The following is a 15,705-nucleotide window of genomic DNA, read 5'->3' as shown; positions in this document are numbered from 1 at the left end:
GCCGGGACTGGTGCTGGTGAGCGTCCTGGTCCTGGCCGGTGGGGTGAGCCTCGGCCCCGAATCGCCGGTGATCGCGATCAACACCGCGATCCTGGTGGCGCTGCTCGCGCGGTTCCGGCCCGCACTCGAGGTGCGGCTGATCGTGATGATGGCGGCCGCGGGCACCATCGGTGCCTTGTTCGGCACTCCGGTGGCCGCGGCGCTGGTGCTCACCGGTGTGGTGGCGAAGGCCCCTGGCGCTGGCGCACTGTGGGACCGGCTGTTCCTGCCGCTGCTCGCCGCCGCCTCGGGGTCGCTGACCATGAGGCTGCTCCACGGACCGCAGCTGGGACTCACGGACGTGCCGCCGCTGGGCGTGCCAGAACCCTCGGATCTCCTGATCGGGGGCCTCGTCGCCTGCGCCGCTGCATTGGTGATCCTCGCCGGGGCCTTCGTGTTCGGCAGGTTGCATGGGCTCTTCCGCCGGCTTCGCCACCCGCTGCTCTACACGACTCTGGGAGGCGTCATCCTGGGCGCCCTCGGGGCGCTGGGTGGTCCGATCACGTTGTTCAAGGGAGGTCAGCAGATGGCAGAGCTGGTCGCTCATGCGGAGGACTACACCACCTCTGAGCTGCTGCTGATCGCGGCCGTGAAGCTCACCGCACTGCTCATCGCGGCCACAGCAGGCTTCCGCGGCGGCCGGATCTTCCCAGCGGTGTTCATCGGGGCAGCGGTGGGCCTGCTCGTTCAGACGGTGCTCCCCGGGACACCGCTGGGCCTTGCCCTGGCCTGTGGAGTGCTCGGCGCGGTCCTGGCCGAGTGTCGGGACGGGTGGATCGCCCTGTTCATCGCGGTCCTGGTGGCGGGGGACATCTCCCTGCTGTCCCTGCTCTGCGTGGTGGTGCTTCCGGTCTGGCTCCTGGTCATGCGGGCTCCGAAGATGCTGGTGCGCAAGGAGCAGGAGCAGCTCCCGGCGTGACCCCGGTCTCCTCGGGTGAATTCCGTTGGTCGGAACTCCTTGCGGGGCCATAAGGTAGTGCTCCGTGAGCACTCAGAGCCCCGCCTCCCAGACCTCCGCGCCCAAGCAGCTCGGCTTCCTCGACCGGTATTTCCACATCACGGCCCGCGGATCCAGTCTTGGCCGCGAGGTGCGTGGTGGTCTGGCGACCTTCTTCGCGATGTCCTACATCATCGTGCTGAACCCGCTGATCATCGGCGCCTCAGCCGACTCCACCGGCAGCTTCCTGGGCGGCGGCTCCGAGCCGAACCTGCCCGCCGTCGCCGCGGCGACCTCGCTGATCTCCGGTCTGATGACCATCCTGATGGGGGTCATCGGCAAGTTCCCGATGGCGGTCTCCTCCTCCCTGGGGCTCTCGGCCTTCATCACCTACGGCATCGTGGTGCTTCCCGGGATGACCTGGGCCGATGCCATGGGTCTGGTGGTCATCGAAGGTGTCATCCTGCTGCTCCTGGTGCTCACCGGCTTCCGCTCCGCGATCTTCAACGCCGTTCCTGGGGTGCTGAAGATCGCGATCAGCGTGGGCATCGGACTCTTCATCGCGCTGATCGGCATGGTCAATGCCGGCTTCATCCAGAACAACGGCAGCACCGGACTGGAGCTCGGCGTCGGGGGATCCCTCTATGGCTGGCCGATCTTGATCTTCCTGCTCGCCATGTTCGCCCTGTTCGCCATGTGGGCCGCGAAGGTCCGGGGCGCGATCCTGTACTCGATCGTCGGGGCCACAGTGCTCGCCATCACCCTGGAGTCGGTCTTCCGGATCGGCCCGCAGGTCGCCCAGGACGGCACCGAGAACCCCTACGGCTGGGGCCTGACGGTGCCGACCCTGGACCAGGACTGGCTGACCATGCCGGACCTGAGCCTGATCGGTGACTTCAACCTGCTGGGCTCCTGGGAGAGCATCGGTGTGGTCGCCGCGACCCTGGCGATCTTCACCTTGCTGCTGGCGAACTTCTTCGACCTGCTGGGCACCATGGTGGGCGTCTCCAACGCCGGAGGGATCAAGGACGACGACGGCGAGATCCCGCACTCCCGCCGGATCATGGTCGCCGACGCGGTCGGCACCATCGGTGGCGGCGTGGGTTCGACCTCGGTGAACTCCGGGTTCATCGAGTCCACCGTGGGCGTGGGCGACGGCGCGCGCACCGGTCTGGCCAACGTGGTCACCGGAGTGCTCTTCCTGGCCACCATCGTGCTGGCTCCGCTGGCAGCCGTGATCCCCACCGAGGCCGCCTCCGCCACTCTGGTGCTCGTCGGGTTCCTGATGATGCAGCAGATCGTGCGGATCGACTGGACCGATGTGGAGATGGCGATCCCGGCCTTCATGACCATCGTGGTCATGCCCTTCTCCTACTCGATCACCAACGGGATCGGGGCCGGCTTCATCAGCTACGTGGCGATCAGGGTCTTCCGCGGAAAATGGCGTGAGGTGCACCCGCTGATGTACATCACCGCGGCGCTGTTCGTGCTCTACTTCGTCTCCGGCCCCATCCAGGAGGCCCTGGGGGTCGGCTGATCGACACCTGTGGGACCTAAGGTCCTGGTGTGCTCCTGAGCGGCGGCGAGACGATGGTGCCTCGAGAGGAGAACGACACCATGGATGCTGTGATCGTCTACGAGTCCGCGTGGGGAAACACCAAGATCATCGCCGAGGCGGTCGCCGAAGGTCTGGCCGCCACCGTCGATGTCAGCAAGATCCTCGACGTCGGCTCCGCCGCCCCCTCCCAGACGCGCGAGGCTGACCTCCTCGTTCTGGGTGCCCCGACCCATGCCTTCGGACTGAGCCGGCCACAGACCCGCGAAGAGGCCACCCGGCGTGGCGGACACCCCGGGGACCTCGGAGTGCGCGAGTGGATCGGCGCCGCCGGCGAGCTGAACCTCCCGGTCGCGGTGTTCGACACCCATGTCCGCCGTCCGAACCTCCCCGGCACAGCCAGCAAGAAGGCCGCCAAGCTGCTGCGCAGCCATGGCGCCCGGCTGCTGGTGAAGCCGGAGAGCTTCTATGTGGCGGGATACGAGGGCCCGGTTCTGCCCGGAGAGGTCGATCGCGCCACGAAGTGGGGCGCCGAGCTCGCAAGGCTGCTGCCAGAGCGTTCCCGCGCTGCCTGAGGGCGCAGCCGTGATGCCTGAGGGCGCCACCGGATGTCCGGGGCTCAGTACCAGGCGGCGGAGAACTCCGGACGGTGCTTCTGAGGGGCGGAGGGCCGTGCGAGCAGAAGAAGCAGCACGAGCCATCCCACCAGGGGGATGAACCCCAGGAGGCACATCGACCCGGGAAGTCCAGAATCGTGGAGCCGGCGCCAGGTGAGCGCGAGCAGCGGGATGACGGTGAGCGCCGCGATGAGCAGATGCAGACAGAGGATCGCCGCGGCGAACACGGCGCCGAAGCCTTCGAGCCAGACGCTGGGGGAGAACCCAGCGACTCCGAAGAGGTTCTGCGCGCCGGTGACCATATCCTCGGCGAAGAGCGTGCTGATGGTGATGATCGCCGTCATGCCGATGGCCGTGTGCACGAGGATCAGGAACAGGAAGGGCCACCAGAACTCCGGACGGGTGGAGTAGCCCCGGAACTGGATGTAGTTCTCCAAGAAGGAGGAGAGTGTGGCGTCTGGTCCGGAAGCATCGATCATCGGCGAGGTGATCTCGCCGGCGTAGAGCTGCATGAGATATCCCCGATCTGATCGCGCGGAGGGCAGGTCCGGAGACCGCATCGATCAAGCACACTCTGGTCGCATTTCGTCAGGGAATGAAGGGGCCTTGGTCCTATCGGGTTCCGGCCCGCGCCCCTGCACGTTTCTCGGCGTGCAGTCAGTCGTGTCCGTGCCCAGCCCTAAGCTCACCTCTGTTGCTATCGAATGTATGTTCGAATACGATGAGGCTCCCGGGCTTCCCATCGGCTTCGTCATACCTCTTAGAGACATGAAAGAGGAGCCTGCCCATGTCCACCGTTATTCGTCCCGAAGCCGACCGAGCACCCCGCCGCGGAGCGGTGACGCTCACCGAATCCATCGATATTGAATGCGACGAGCAGTTCCTGCCCCATCGGGTGATCTGGAAAGAGCGGAGGCACCTCGTGGTCGAAGCGCCGGTCCGCTGGTACCAGCGGCGCAGCTGGTGGGTGGAGGAGCCTCGCGCAGAGCGCGGTCGCCCTGGACTGGTGGCCCATGAGATGTGGCGGCTGCAGGTCCAGCCCGAAGCCACCTCTCGCACCGAGGTCCCCGAGGTGCAGACCATCGATGTCAGTCGGCATCTGGCCTCCGGGCGCTGGCGTCTGGTCCGGGTCCATTGACCTTCACCCACCTGAACGTGGCCAGCTCCTTCAGCAGCCACTACGGCACCAATCGCCCCCAGGAGCTGGTCGCGGCCGCTGCGGCAGATCAGATGACAGCGCTGGCCCTCACCGATCGTGACGGCCTCTACGGGGCGGTCAAGCACATCGGTGCCTGCATCGACTTGGGCGTCGCACCGATCCTCGGGGTCAGTCTTGCGGTGGAGGACCGCGGCCGTGCCGTGGTCCTGGCCAGCAACGCCTCCGGCGGGTATGCGGCGCTGTGTCGGCTGATCTCCCGGGCTCATGAACGCCCGCAGGGTGAGGCGGTCCGGGTGAGCCTGCAGGACCTGGCCGAGTGTGCGGCCCCCGGGGAGGGTGAGGTGCGCCGTCGTCTGTTCGTCCTGGCCGGACCGGAGAGTGAGATCGGGTCTGCGGCGGCCTCTCGGGACTACCGCAGCACGCGGGCGCTGCTGCGCCAGTGGCGTGAGGTGCTCGGTGAGGCGCTGCGGGTGGAGGTCGTCTCGCATCTGGCGCCGCCGGGGGAGGCGCTGTCCACCGCGCACGCCGTGCGGATGCTCAGCGCGGCTCAGGTCAGCCGGGTCGCCCCGGTGCTGACCAATGCGGTGCGGCTGCTGAGCACCGATGAGGCGGCCACCGCCGATGTGCTCGACGCCGTGCGGGTGCTCTCCGACCTGCACAGCACCTCCGCGCTGCAGCCCAACGATCAGGGCTGGCTCAAGCCCGCCGCCGCGATGAAGGCCCTGGCCGAGGAGATCTGCGCGGCGAGCACCACTCCGATCTCGGCCGAGGAGCTGCTGGCCCACACCGAGGCGCTGGGTCGGCAGTGTCAGCTGGACCCGGTCCAGGACATGGGCTGGGGTCAGCCCAAGGTGCCCGAGACCTCCGTCATCGGGATCGAAGGTGATCCGGATCAGGAGCTGCGTGCCCGCTGTGAAGCAGGTCTGGCTGCAATGCTCGCCCAGGAGGAGATCGAGCGGCAGGCCGAAGAGAGCCGCGCCCCTGGAAGCGCGGGGAGCCCAGGAAGCGCGGTGAACCCGGCGGGTGCGGGGATCCCGGCGGGCCCGGTGAACCCGGCGGGTGCGGGGAGCCCTGGAAGCTCAGAAGGCCTGGGAGGCCCAGAAAACCCCGCGGGCATGGGAGTCGCCCGGGCGCGCCTGGAGCATGAGCTGAGCATCATCGCCGATCTCGGCTTCGCCCCCTATTTCCTGACCGTGGCCGAGGTGGCCCGGCTGATCCGCGAGATGGGGGTCCGTGCCGCGGCGCGCGGCTCGGCGGTCTCCTCGCTGGTGGTCCACGCGCTGGGGATCAGCCCGATTGATCCGTTGCAGCACGGCCTGATCTTCGAGCGTTTCCTCTCTCGGAGGCGCTCCACCCTGCCCGATATCGACATCGATGTGGAGTCCTCTGAGCGGCACCGGATCTACCGGGCCGTGTTCAAACGCTTCGGTGCCCAGCGAGTCACCTTGATGAGCATGCAGAACGCGTACCGGATCCGTGGCGCGGTCCGGGATGCCGGGCTCGCACTGGGACTCCCTGAGGAGGAGATCGATCAGCTTGCGGAGATCATGTGGCGTTTTCCCGCCCGGGAGTTCCGCCGCGCGCTCGAGGAGAAGCCCGAGCTGCAGAGCCTGGCCGAGCGGATCGAGACCGAGCGCAGCTCCGGGCGTCAGCAGCTGGACCTGCTGGTGGATCTCTCAGAGCGGCTGGACCGGCTGCCCCGGCACATCTCCACCCATCCCTGCGGGGTGATCCTGGGCAACAACGATCTGCTCAAGCTCACCCCGGTGGAACGCTCCGGGGTCAACGGGCTGCCGATGAGCCAGTTCGACAAGGACGACATGGACCCGATGGGGTTCATCAAGCTTGATGTCCTGGGGGTGCGGATGCAGTCGGCGATCGCCTACGCCCTGACCGAGCTCGAACGCACCACCGGGGAGGTCATCGACATGGTCAAGGACGTGGACTATGCCGATCCTGCGACCTTCGCGATGATCCAATCCACCCATACTCTGGGCTGTTTCCAGATCGAGAGCCCGGGGCAGCGCGAGCTGATCGGGAAGCTGGTGCCCAAGACGCTCAACGACCTGGTGGTGGACATCTCGCTGTTCCGTCCCGGACCTATGGGCTCAGGCATGGTCAAGCCCTATCTGGAACGCCGTCACGGCTATGAAGCTGTGAGCTACCCGCACCCTGATCTGGCGCCGATCCTCGATGAGACCTACGGGGTGGTGGTCTTCCACGAACAGGTGCTGCGGATGTTCGACACGATGACCGGGTGCGGTCTGGACGTCGCCGATGAGCTGCGCCGGGCGATGAGCAAGGACAAGTCCGGGCCGGTGGAGATCTTCTTCCGCGAGGAGGCGGCCAAGCGCGACTACTCCGCTGCGGTGATCGATCGCGTCTGGGAGATCCTGCTCAGTTTCGGCAGCTTCGGCTTCTGCAAGGCCCATGGGGCGGCCTTCGCGGTGCCCACCTACCAGTCGGCGTGGCTGAAGACCCACCACCCGGCCCACTTCCTGTGCGGTCTGTTCGAACATGACCCGGGGATGTACCCGCTGCGGCTGCTGGTCTCCGAGGCCCGCCGGCTGAAGATCCCGCTGCTGCCGATGGACGTCAACCGTTCCACCAGCAGCTATCACGTGGAGGCGACCTCGGTGGCGGGGCTGCCGGTATGGGGGATCCGGATGTCGCTGGTCGGGCTGAAGGGGATCTCGAAGGCCGAGCTGCGCCGGATCGAGGCTGAGCAGCCCTTCGCCTCCCTGGCTGATCTGCGCGACCGGGCCCGGTTGAAGCGCTCCACGCTGCGAGATCTGGCCAAGGTGGGGGCCCTGGACGCGCTGCTGCCGGAAGGGCGCAAGCACCGGAAGGACCTCATCCAATGGGTGGAGTCCACCAACCTGGAGTACGCGAAGAAGCTGCCGGCCCGCCAGGTCCAGGGCCAGCTGCCCCTGCCCATCGGGGATGTGGAGATCGCGAACCTGCCCACCGGAGCGGGGGAGCTCGCGGTCCAGGAGATCGTCACCACTGAGCTGGACCTGACCTCGCTGGACACCAGCGGGCATGTGATGGATATCCACCACCCGGTGCTTCAGGCCGCCGGGGTCAGCTTCGCTGAAGACCTGCTCTCCCTGCGCAACGGCGCCACCGTCCGGGTGGCCGGCATTCGGGTGGCCACCCAGACCCCGCCGATGGCTTCGGGCAGGCGGGTCGTGTTCATCACTCTCGACGACGGTACCGGCTGCGTGGATCTGAGCTTCTTCGAAGAGGCGCAGCGCAACACCGGGGAGTGCCTCTTCGCGGCGAAGATGTTGATGGCCGAAGGCACCATCCGGCGCACCGGTCCCCGGGCGGTCACCGTGCAGGCGACTCGAGCCTGGGATCTGCGGGGGGAGACGGTGCCGGGGCGGCTTCCCGCCGCAGCAGGCTCTCTTTGATCTGAACCCCGTAACGGAAGCCACCTAGCCCGCCGTCGGTGCGGATGACCCGATGACAAGGCACGAAGAGCGCCGCTGCGTTCATCGCGCAGGCCCCGGCCGCTGCGCGGACCGCCGCCGGGCGTCCCGCGCGCTGCGCGTAGCTGGCGTAAGTCAGCGGGGCGCCCGGTGCCACCTGGCGCAGCACCTCCCAGGCATGTTCCCGGAACGGGCCGGAGCGCTGTGCCACCGGCACGCTGTCCAACGCCGCGGTGTCCCCGGCGTAGTAGTCCGCCACCGCCTCAGCGGCATGGGTGAGCACCGACCCTTGCCCCGGCCCGGCAGCCTGGTCGCCCGGTGCAGGGTCTGCCTCACGCAGCGCCGGGTGGATCAACTCGACCAGGGACCCGATGTCCCAGGTCCAACCCGAGGCCAGGACATGACTGTCATTGGCCACCACGCTGAACGGTCCATCGGGGGTGCTGAAGCTGGCGTGGTGCAGGGAGTTCTGTGGGGGTTTCATGGAGCGGTGTCCTTTCGAGTATGTCCTGGCGGGTGCTCGGCTGCGGTGGCTGCGGCGTGCCAGAGGTGCATCGCGGCGTAGGAGCGCCAGGGGGACCAGCGCTGGGCATGGGTCTGGAGCCTGCGGTGCGCGGCGGTCTTCTTCAGCTCCGGGTCCAGCAGTCCGAGCATCTTCGCGCTGCTCAGCAGGACGACGTCGCCGCTCATCCAGACATCAGGGTCACCGAGCACGCGCAGCATCAGGTAGGACGCGGTCCAGGGTCCGATGCCGGGCATGGCGGTCAGTGCCTCGTGCAGCTCTCGGGTGTCTGCCCCCTGGTGCAGGTTGAGTTCACCGCTGGCCACCGCGGCCGCGGCGCGGCGGACAGTGGCGATGGAGCGAGCGGGAAGCCGCAGCGGCCGCTGCGGATCCAGCGCGACGGGGAGTGTCGAGTCGGTGCGCGAGGGCGGCGCCGGGACCCCGGCGAGGATCTCCTCCGGGGTGGGGAAGAGCCGGTACAGGCCGGTGAAGGATGATTCCTGCGCTGTGCCCAGCGCGTCGACCAGCCGGGTGAGGTGGGAACGGGCCGCCGCCACCGAGATCTGTTGACCTACGATGGCGCGGATCAGGTACTCGGGACCGTCCGCGGTGCCCGGGATGCGCAGTCCCGGGGCGCGGGCCACCAGGGGAGCCAGCACGGGGTCAACGGAGAGGGCGTCTTGGACAGCGAGCGGGTCGGCGTCAAGATCGAAGAGCCGCCGCGCCACGGCGACGGCGACCGGAATGTCCGCCCAGGCGCTGAGCTCGCACTCCAGGTGCAGCTGCCAGTCCAGGCATCGCCGCGCTGGTTCCTGCCCGGCGGGGACTGCTGAGGGCACGGTCGCTGGTGCTGGTGCTGGTTCTGGTGCTGGTGCTGGCTCTGGTGAGAGTGCCGGGCCCGGTGACGGTCTGCGCTGAGCCGGGGAGGTCTGGACTGGAGTCGCGGTGACCTGGATCGCGGCCGGGCCATGGGCCAGCCGCAGGGTCCGCGCGTAGATCAGCGTCTCCTCGTGGAACTGGACGGCCTCCACGCCCGGGATCGCGCGCTCGGCGAGGAATCTGAAGACTTCGGTCGCGTTGAACGGGGCCCGCACCGGCAGGTCCAGGCGCAGCGCGAAGGGCTGACCCGGCGAGGACTCCGTGGTGCCGGGCCCAGGGGGTCCTGCGGGCACGCCAGAGCGATGTGCCCGCCGGCGGATCTCGCGGGGCGCTGCACCTAAGACGGTGCGGGCGGTGTCGTTGAACTGGCGGACCGAGGAGAATCCGGAGGCGAAGGCGATCTCGGTGATCGGCAGAGACGTGCTGACCAGCAGACTTCGGGCCAGGTGGACCCGGTGGGCACGGGCTAGGGCCAGCGGACCGGCGCCTAGTTCAGCACGCAGCGTCCGGTGCAGGTGCCGGCTGCTGTAGCCCAATGTGGCACTGAGAGCGGCCACGCCGCCGTCGTTCATGGTGCCTTCCCGTATCAGTCGCATGGCCCGCCCGGCCAGGTCCTGTCGGATATTCCACTCCGGGGTGCCTGGCGCTGCCTTGGGGAGGCAGCGTTTGCAGGCGCGGTATCCGTTCTCATGTGCGGCGGCTGAGGTGGAGTAGAAGGTGACATTCTGCGGCTGAGGGGTCTGCGCCGGGCAGGACGGGCGGCAGTAGATCATCGTGGAGGACACAGCGGTGAAGAACTGCCCGTCGAAGCGGCGATCCCGAGACCTCACGGCCCGGTAGCGGCGCTGAAACTCATCCTCCTGGTCCATGCCTCTATTCCACCTTTCACCGGGGAGGAAAGCTAGCGGGAATCGGACGTGGCGGTCACTCCGGGGAGGAACCCCCGGCATCCGACGCCGCTCAGCATCCGGTACGCCTGAGAACCGATGAGGCCCGAGAGACGGTAGACCGTGCCGTCACGGGTCCTAGACTCACAGCTACCAGGTGCAGCACAGGAGGGCGGCATCGGCCGACTGGGCAAGCTCTGGGGCGGGACGCTGGTGGCGAACTTGGCCGGTGGGTGGCTGTTCCTGTGGCTGGTGATGCAGGCCTTCCCGGAGTGGGAGTCCACACGAATCTCCTGCTGATCCTGATGCGCCGCGAGGTCGGAAGGCCTGAGGCACTGGACTCACCGGGGAGTCGCCCTCAGGGCCTCTCATCCGAGAGGTGCCGGCGAATCTGCTGCACGGTCTGCTGAGAATCGCTGACGCTGAGCAGATAGGTCTTGCGTGCATCACGAACCTCGACGCTTGGACCACCGACCAGGAGACCCACTTTTCCACCCGGGAGAATCCGATAACCGGCCCCTTCCAGGACCCCGGTCTCGGGGCCCTCCTGGACCGAGAGGATCTCATCCCAGGCGAAGCTCACATGGAAGATTCCCATGCACCGGGCACTCAGGTCCGTATCACTGGCGATGATCCTGACCCGAGAGAACGCGACGGCGGCGCCGATCACCGCCACCAGCGCGAGCACGCTGATGCCGACCCCGATGGGGGCGAAGAGGAGTGCAGGCAGCGCGCCGAAGACCAGGAGCACGAACAGCGGGATGGACACGCGCCGGCTCAGGCCGACCTCGGAGATCGTCTGTGCTGTGGAATGTGTCATTGTTCCAACCCTATAGATCTCCCTGGTGGGAAGATATGCCTCGACGAGATCGGCATATCCTCTCCGGGGTGCGGCCGGGGCTGCTATCGACTATCTGCGGAGCCTTCTCTTGACTCGCCGCGTGACCTTATGCAGAGCGGAAGGGATCTGAGGTCGTCGAGCCAAAGCCCGGCGTCCTGCTGACTTATGCGCCTGGGCGAGGTACTCATTGACTGCAGCGTCTCCGCCTTCTTCCAGCAGCTTCTCCTGAGCGCGCGCCAGTCGAAATCCGCCGAAACTGCCACGGGTATAGAGGAAGTCGGCGATGCGCTGATAGCGCGCGCGGCTGATCCGGGGGTGTGAGGCCAGCACCTCAGCGTCGGTGGACTGCAGCAATGTGCTCCAGTTCTGCGGTGGTTCGACGACCTCCCCCCGAAGGGTCTTCTCCGCGTCGGCGAACAAGGCATCGAAGTAGTCGAGCACCTCGTCGCTGTAGGTGACGGTCTTCTTGAACTCCGCTCCCGAGGAGAACGTGAACTCACCAAAGTAGGGTCCGTCTTCTGTGTCGTAGAGGTCCACGCGTACGAACGGCGCGTCGGTCATCTTGGCAAGTTCGATCGCCCACCGTGAGAGCATGACCGCCGAGCGCGGGACCACCGGGACTCCGGGCTGGATGTCTGAGGGCCGGAACTTATAGTCCCGCCCGGGGACGAATGGCTTCAGATCGCCATCGAGTTTCACCATCCGTGGGGGTGAGAAGTTCCGGTCGATCTGGGCGACCATCCCGATCTGGCCCTGGAACATATAGAACTTATAGTCGAAGGGCACCGCGCCGGGCTGCATCCCGCGGAGCAGCTCTTCCACGATCCATTCGGCTTTCTTCCCGGGAAACTTGGCAGCCACCGCGTCCTGCTTCTCGCGGATCCCTTCGAGAGTCCATTCACGCTTGGCCATGTGGTCGTAGTAGCGATCATCGCCGCGGCGTTCCAGCAGCATGACCCCCTTGGCCGACCAGCCATTGGCGAACTTCAGCGCGATGCGCTCACCCAGCAGCTCCGGGGTGATCTCCGCGGTGGAGCTCAGCACTGCGTACTGCTGAGGCAGTCCGATGCGTTCTCCGCCGAGGGTCTTCTCCGAGAGCAGCCGGTGCACGTAGGTCTTGTTCGACAGGTCGCGTCGATGTTGGGAGCCGCGTTTACGAAACTCGGCCGCTACGAAATTCAGGAAGGCAGATTTCGTATCGGGTGTGGCGGATGTCATGTAGGGATACCGGTTCTTCGCGCGTCGTAATGAGTCAGCTCTGCGGGCTGTTGGTCGATTTCTGCCACTTGCGTGGTGAAAGGGGCCGTGGTCTTGTCCAGGTGTGGTCGAAGCATCAGTGCTCAGATGCCCAGAAGTCTCTGGTCTGCGTTTTTCGCAGTTTCAAAGGTATATGGCTGCGAGTGTCTGGGGCGTTCTGTGACGCGCAGGTGCGGCTCCCGGGGACCCGGGCTGGCCGGCGAAGATCAGCTCTCCGAGATGAACGTTCCCTGATGAAACCTCAACACCAGGTCCGGGACCTCCCAGAGGGATGTGTGGCGGCTGTCGTCTGGGGAGCCGTGGATCCGGTAGTTCACCAGGACGAGCTCGGGGCTGAGTCGGTTGAACAACCACTCTGAGGTCTGCGGGACCTCCCGCGGGGCCTCCCGACGCAGACTTTCGGCCAACTCCGCAGCGGTCCAGCGCCTGCCCCAGCGGCCGATCTCCGAGAAATCGGTCGAAAGCAGCCTGGAGAGCTCGTCGTCGTCCTGTCTCACGGCCGATGACAACAGAGCCAGCTCTGCGGCCTTGACCGGGGCGAATGCCTGCGAATCCGGTTCCCACATAGTGTCACCGTAACCTGCGCCCAGGCTACGCTCATCCGCGTCACCTTTGCTGTGGGTGGGATCTGTGCGAAAAGGTCTCGGCCAGGCTGGACGCCCGCCGGCTCACCTGGGTCGGGCTCACTGCAGAGGGCAAGAAGGCGCTGGAGGCCCATCTGGCTGCTCTCGCCGAGATCACCGAAGGTGCCCCTGGCGTCGTCGCCGAATAGACGCACCCGATCTCGACGGGCCGGCTGTTCAGGCTGCCCCGGCTCTACCGCACACCCCTGCCCGGCTTTATCGCACCTCTGTGCAAAGTCCCATGGCTATGGAAGGAAATACGGATGGGACATGGCAAAGCGGTGCGACGAACGGGCCCCCGTCGCCGCCGTGAGGGGCTTGTCCGAGGCTGGTCGACCTCCGATGCCTGTGAGGGTACTTCCTCCTCAGATGGAGGACGCGCCTTGTGGGACCCGTCGGCTCCGCGCAGAATGGGGCAGATGAGTGAAAAGACTCCGGCACAGATCGTCATCGTCGCTGTCATCTTCGGGCTGGCGCTTACGGCTTCGGCCCGGATGTTGCTGATCCCGCAGCTCTTCGACGCCCCATCGTCGGCGCAGATCTGGGCGGCCGTCATCCTGGGGACTCTGACCGCCGGATTCGCTGGCTGCGCTCTCGCCCTGAGGCGCGCACATCCCGGTTCCGCTCAGCGTTGAGACGGCGAGCCTAAGCCGTCCGAGGGGATCGACGACGATTGCCCTGTGACCCCGCATCTGCCAAGCTCACACCATGTGTGGACGCTACGTCATGGCTAAGGACACCGGGGATCTGGCCGATGATCTGAACCGGGCACGCCTTGGCCCGGTCCAGCCCCCGGCCTTCGAGCTGGCACCCAACTGGAACATCGCCCCGACCTCCACGGTGCCGATCCTGGTGGAACGCTATGACGAGGCCGGAGAGCTGCTGCGCGAACTCCACCCCGCCCGCTGGGGCCTGCTGCCGATCTGGGCCAAGGACATGACCTTCAGCTCCCGGACCTTCAACGCCCGCTCCGAGACGGTGGCCTCTAAACCGAGCTTCCGGTCGGCGGCCAAGGCGCGGCGCTGCGCGGTCCCCGCTGAGGCCTACTACGAGTGGAAGGCTGGCGGTGCAAAGAAGCGCCCGCACGCCATCCACGCCGCCGACGGGTCCCCGTTGATCTTCGCCGGACTCTACGAATGGTGGAAGGACAAGGACGCCGAGGCCCGTGGCGAGCCCGAGCCCTGGATCCTCTCCTGCACCATCCTCACCGGACCCTCGCCGGGGGTCTCCGAGGACGGGGTGCTCAGCGAGCTCGGCGCGCTGCATGACCGCATCCCGCTGGCGATGACCGAGGATTTCGCGGCCGACTGGCTCCACCCGGGAGAGAGGAGCCTTCAGGAGCTTGAAGTCCTGTTGGAGCGGCTGCGAGGCGAAGTCCCGTCGGTCGCCGCAGGTTGGGAGGTCTGTGAGGTGGACCCGGCAGTCGGCAACGTGCGCAACAACGGACCCCAGCTCCTGGATCCCGCGCCCACCCTCTGGGAATGACCCTTAGCCTTCCGTCCGCGCAGTGGTGCAGCATCGCGCCTGCGCCGGACCCCACCTCCCCTGGAGCCGACCATGACCATGCAGGATCCATCCGATCTCACCGAGGAGCCGGGGAGCGCGGACCAGCTCAACCACCCCGAAGGTATCGCCGAGGGCTTCGCCCGGGCCTGGAACAACGCCGACGCCGAGGCTCTGGCGGCGCTGTTCGTCGAGGACGCGGACTTCGTGAACGTGGTGGGTCTCTGGTGGAACAGCCGGAACCGGATCCGCGCCGCGCATGACTACGGGTTCCGTCGGATCTTCGGCGGCTCGCAGATGCAGCTCGAGCAGATCCGGGTCCGCGAGCTGGGGGAGAGCGTCGCCGTCGTCCACGCGCTGTGGACGCTCACCGGCCAGACCCCGGCCCCCGGGGAAGATGGCGAGACCAGCGCCGGCGCCAGACAGGGAGTCCTGAGCTTCACCGTGCAGCGGCAGCGGAAAGCAGCAGAGAACGACGACGGCGGCTGGCTCGCCGTCAGCGCGCAGAACACCGATCGGGTGCCCGGTGCCGAGACCCTCAGCGCCGACGGTGAGTCTCTGCAGCCGGCGGCCTACCAGGACCTCAGTGGGAGCGCTCCCCGCTGACCCGGACCGGCTCTGGCCCGCCGGAATGGTCCGAAGTCTGCACCGGCTCGGGCTGACGGTCCTCTGAGGTGCGGTCCTCCGAGGTGCTGTCCTTCGAGGTGCTGGCCACCGGGTCCGCGCCGCGCAGGAAGAACGCGCCCACGGAGCCGGCCAGTGTGGCGAAGACGCCCACGGAGTACACCGCCAACACCAGCTGCACGCCCTTGGAGAACGGGTCCTCCGTGGTGATGCCGGTTCCGGTGACCGTGGCCAGGGCCGCCTCGTAGAGTGCGGTGGAGTAGTCGGTGTGAGCCTCGAAGGCGTAGAGCAGCTGACTGGCCGCCAGGATCACCACGAGAGTCACTGCGGCGAGCCACCCGATGCGACTGGAGAGCAGCCTCCCGGCGGAGCGCGAGCCGCGCACCCCTGCGGAGAGGATCCCGCCCACTCGGGCGACCCGCGCCACGCGCAGCACCCGTACCGCCCGCAGAGCCCGGACAAACCGCAGGAAGGGCACCAGCAGGAAGATCACCTGCCACCAGTTGCGCCGCCAGAAAGCCCTCTGGAAGCCGGCGATATACGCGCGGAGCAGGAACTCGGCCACGAAGACGCTCCAGAACACCCAGCCAGCAATGCTCAGCGCGCGGCTCCAACCCGGTTCGGTGACCAGCATCTGACCGAGGAAGACGAACAGGAAGGCCACGCCGAGCAGGCCCATGGGACGGTCGAGCCGGGCGGCCAGACGTTCCGCCGCCGCTTCCTGTTCGGCCTCCAGCGCGGGTGCGCGCGTGGAGTCGGTGCTCACGCTCTGTCGACCTCCAAGGCTGAGATGGGGGGGAGTCCTTGGGCCACTCTACGAGGGCCCAGTGACGCCACGCTTGTTGTGC

The 15,705-nt window shown here is 67.2% G+C and carries 15 protein-coding genes; 8 read left to right on the top strand and 7 right to left on the bottom strand.

What is annotated here, in order from left to right; genetic code table 11:
• Window positions 1–16 precede the first annotated feature (16 nt).
• The 3 genes from HNR24_RS03960 to HNR24_RS03950 all read left to right on the top strand — a co-directional run bounded on the left by HNR24_RS03960 (window position 17) and on the right by HNR24_RS03950 (window position 3,106).
• Window positions 17–958 (top strand): ion channel protein, encoded by a 942-nt coding sequence (locus HNR24_RS03960; RefSeq protein ID WP_310735383.1) that lies wholly within the window; start codon window positions 17–19, stop codon window positions 956–958.
• 64 nt (window positions 959–1,022) lie between these two features.
• Entirely contained in the window at window positions 1,023–2,513 is a 1,491-nt protein-coding gene (locus HNR24_RS03955; protein ID WP_182495070.1) for an NCS2 family permease, read from the top strand.
• 80 nt (window positions 2,514–2,593) lie between these two features.
• Window positions 2,594–3,106: a flavodoxin family protein gene (locus tag HNR24_RS03950; protein WP_083505003.1), complete on the top strand. Its 513-nt coding sequence runs from the start codon at window positions 2,594–2,596 to the stop codon at window positions 3,104–3,106.
• A 44-nt stretch (window positions 3,107–3,150) separates the two neighbouring features.
• Here HNR24_RS03950 and HNR24_RS03945 read toward each other — a convergent pair whose 3' ends face one another.
• The gene (locus HNR24_RS03945) at window positions 3,151–3,660 is read right to left on the bottom strand and encodes a DUF805 domain-containing protein (RefSeq protein WP_182495069.1); all 510 of its coding nucleotides are present in this window, start codon (window positions 3,658–3,660) and stop codon (window positions 3,151–3,153) included.
• A 275-nt stretch (window positions 3,661–3,935) separates the two neighbouring features.
• Between HNR24_RS03945 and HNR24_RS03940 the strand changes: the two genes are divergently transcribed.
• Window positions 3,936–4,286 carry a hypothetical protein gene (locus HNR24_RS03940; RefSeq protein ID WP_220477156.1) on the top strand — a complete coding sequence of 117 codons (351 nt, stop codon included), beginning with the start codon at window positions 3,936–3,938 and terminating at the stop codon, window positions 4,284–4,286.
• A 17-nt stretch (window positions 4,287–4,303) separates the two neighbouring features.
• Entirely contained in the window at window positions 4,304–7,723 is a 3,420-nt protein-coding gene (locus tag HNR24_RS03935) for a DNA polymerase III subunit alpha (protein WP_182495068.1), read from the top strand.
• Here the strand turns inward: HNR24_RS03935 and HNR24_RS03930 are convergent.
• The 5 genes from HNR24_RS03930 to HNR24_RS03910 all read right to left on the bottom strand — a co-directional run bounded on the left by HNR24_RS03930 (window position 7,641) and on the right by HNR24_RS03910 (window position 12,673).
• Window positions 7,641–8,225 carry a methylated-DNA--[protein]-cysteine S-methyltransferase gene (locus HNR24_RS03930; protein WP_182495067.1) on the bottom strand — a complete coding sequence of 195 codons (585 nt, stop codon included), beginning with the start codon at window positions 8,223–8,225 and terminating at the stop codon, window positions 7,641–7,643. The genes HNR24_RS03935 and HNR24_RS03930 overlap by 83 nt on opposite strands.
• Window positions 8,222–9,991, bottom strand: a complete 1,770-nt coding sequence (locus HNR24_RS03925; RefSeq protein ID WP_182495066.1) for a DNA-3-methyladenine glycosylase 2 family protein — start codon at window positions 9,989–9,991, stop codon at window positions 8,222–8,224. The genes HNR24_RS03930 and HNR24_RS03925 overlap by 4 nt, the downstream gene beginning before the upstream one ends.
• Before the next feature lie 376 nt (window positions 9,992–10,367).
• Window positions 10,368–10,829 (bottom strand): hypothetical protein, encoded by a 462-nt coding sequence (locus HNR24_RS03920; protein WP_182495065.1) that lies wholly within the window; start codon window positions 10,827–10,829, stop codon window positions 10,368–10,370.
• A gap of 90 nt (window positions 10,830–10,919) precedes the next feature.
• The gene (locus HNR24_RS03915; RefSeq protein ID WP_083504959.1) at window positions 10,920–12,068 is read right to left on the bottom strand and encodes an ATP-grasp fold amidoligase family protein; all 1,149 of its coding nucleotides are present in this window, start codon (window positions 12,066–12,068) and stop codon (window positions 10,920–10,922) included.
• A gap of 245 nt (window positions 12,069–12,313) precedes the next feature.
• Window positions 12,314–12,673, bottom strand: a complete 360-nt coding sequence (locus HNR24_RS03910; RefSeq protein ID WP_058889294.1) for a nuclear transport factor 2 family protein — start codon at window positions 12,671–12,673, stop codon at window positions 12,314–12,316.
• Between the two features lie 476 nt (window positions 12,674–13,149).
• Between HNR24_RS03910 and HNR24_RS03905 the strand changes: the two genes are divergently transcribed.
• The 3 genes from HNR24_RS03905 to HNR24_RS03895 all read left to right on the top strand — a co-directional run bounded on the left by HNR24_RS03905 (window position 13,150) and on the right by HNR24_RS03895 (window position 14,839).
• Window positions 13,150–13,365, top strand: coding sequence for a hypothetical protein (locus HNR24_RS03905; protein ID WP_182495064.1), 216 nt, complete (start codon window positions 13,150–13,152; stop codon window positions 13,363–13,365).
• A gap of 73 nt (window positions 13,366–13,438) precedes the next feature.
• Window positions 13,439–14,215 (top strand): SOS response-associated peptidase, encoded by a 777-nt coding sequence (locus tag HNR24_RS03900; protein WP_182495063.1) that lies wholly within the window; start codon window positions 13,439–13,441, stop codon window positions 14,213–14,215.
• A 72-nt stretch (window positions 14,216–14,287) separates the two neighbouring features.
• Window positions 14,288–14,839, top strand: a complete 552-nt coding sequence (locus tag HNR24_RS03895; protein WP_259392398.1) for an SgcJ/EcaC family oxidoreductase — start codon at window positions 14,288–14,290, stop codon at window positions 14,837–14,839.
• Here HNR24_RS03895 and HNR24_RS03890 read toward each other — a convergent pair.
• Window positions 14,817–15,623 (bottom strand): ion transporter, encoded by an 807-nt coding sequence (locus tag HNR24_RS03890; protein WP_220477155.1) that lies wholly within the window; start codon window positions 15,621–15,623, stop codon window positions 14,817–14,819. The genes HNR24_RS03895 and HNR24_RS03890 overlap by 23 nt on opposite strands.
• Window positions 15,624–15,705 lie beyond the last annotated feature (82 nt).

The organism is Nesterenkonia sandarakina (genome assembly GCF_014138825.1).
Lineage (GTDB): Bacteria > Actinomycetota > Actinomycetes > Actinomycetales > Micrococcaceae > Nesterenkonia > Nesterenkonia sandarakina.
Note: the sequence above shows the minus strand (reverse complement) of the source record. Positions and strands in the feature narration are given on the sequence as shown.

Bases quoted from the DNA above. Each gene is read 5' to 3' on its own strand.
- HNR24_RS03950 (WP_083505003.1), top strand. From the start codon at position 2,594: ATGGATGCTGTGATCGTCTACGAGTCCGCGTGGGGAAACACCAAGATC.
- HNR24_RS03945 (WP_182495069.1), bottom strand. From the start codon at position 3,660: ATGCAGCTCTACGCCGGCGAGATCACCTCGCCGATGATCGATGCTTCC.
- HNR24_RS03940 (WP_220477156.1), top strand. From the start codon at position 3,936: ATGTCCACCGTTATTCGTCCCGAAGCCGACCGAGCACCCCGCCGCGGA.
- HNR24_RS03930 (WP_182495067.1), bottom strand. From the start codon at position 8,225: ATGAAACCCCCACAGAACTCCCTGCACCACGCCAGCTTCAGCACCCCC.
- HNR24_RS03925 (WP_182495066.1), bottom strand. From the start codon at position 9,991: ATGGACCAGGAGGATGAGTTTCAGCGCCGCTACCGGGCCGTGAGGTCT.
- HNR24_RS03920 (WP_182495065.1), bottom strand. From the start codon at position 10,829: ATGACACATTCCACAGCACAGACGATCTCCGAGGTCGGCCTGAGCCGG.
- HNR24_RS03915 (WP_083504959.1), bottom strand. From the start codon at position 12,068: ATGACATCCGCCACACCCGATACGAAATCTGCCTTCCTGAATTTCGTA.
- HNR24_RS03910 (WP_058889294.1), bottom strand. From the start codon at position 12,673: ATGTGGGAACCGGATTCGCAGGCATTCGCCCCGGTCAAGGCCGCAGAG.
- HNR24_RS03905 (WP_182495064.1), top strand. From the start codon at position 13,150: ATGAGTGAAAAGACTCCGGCACAGATCGTCATCGTCGCTGTCATCTTC.
- HNR24_RS03900 (WP_182495063.1), top strand. From the start codon at position 13,439: ATGTGTGGACGCTACGTCATGGCTAAGGACACCGGGGATCTGGCCGAT.
- HNR24_RS03895 (WP_259392398.1), top strand. From the start codon at position 14,288: ATGACCATGCAGGATCCATCCGATCTCACCGAGGAGCCGGGGAGCGCG.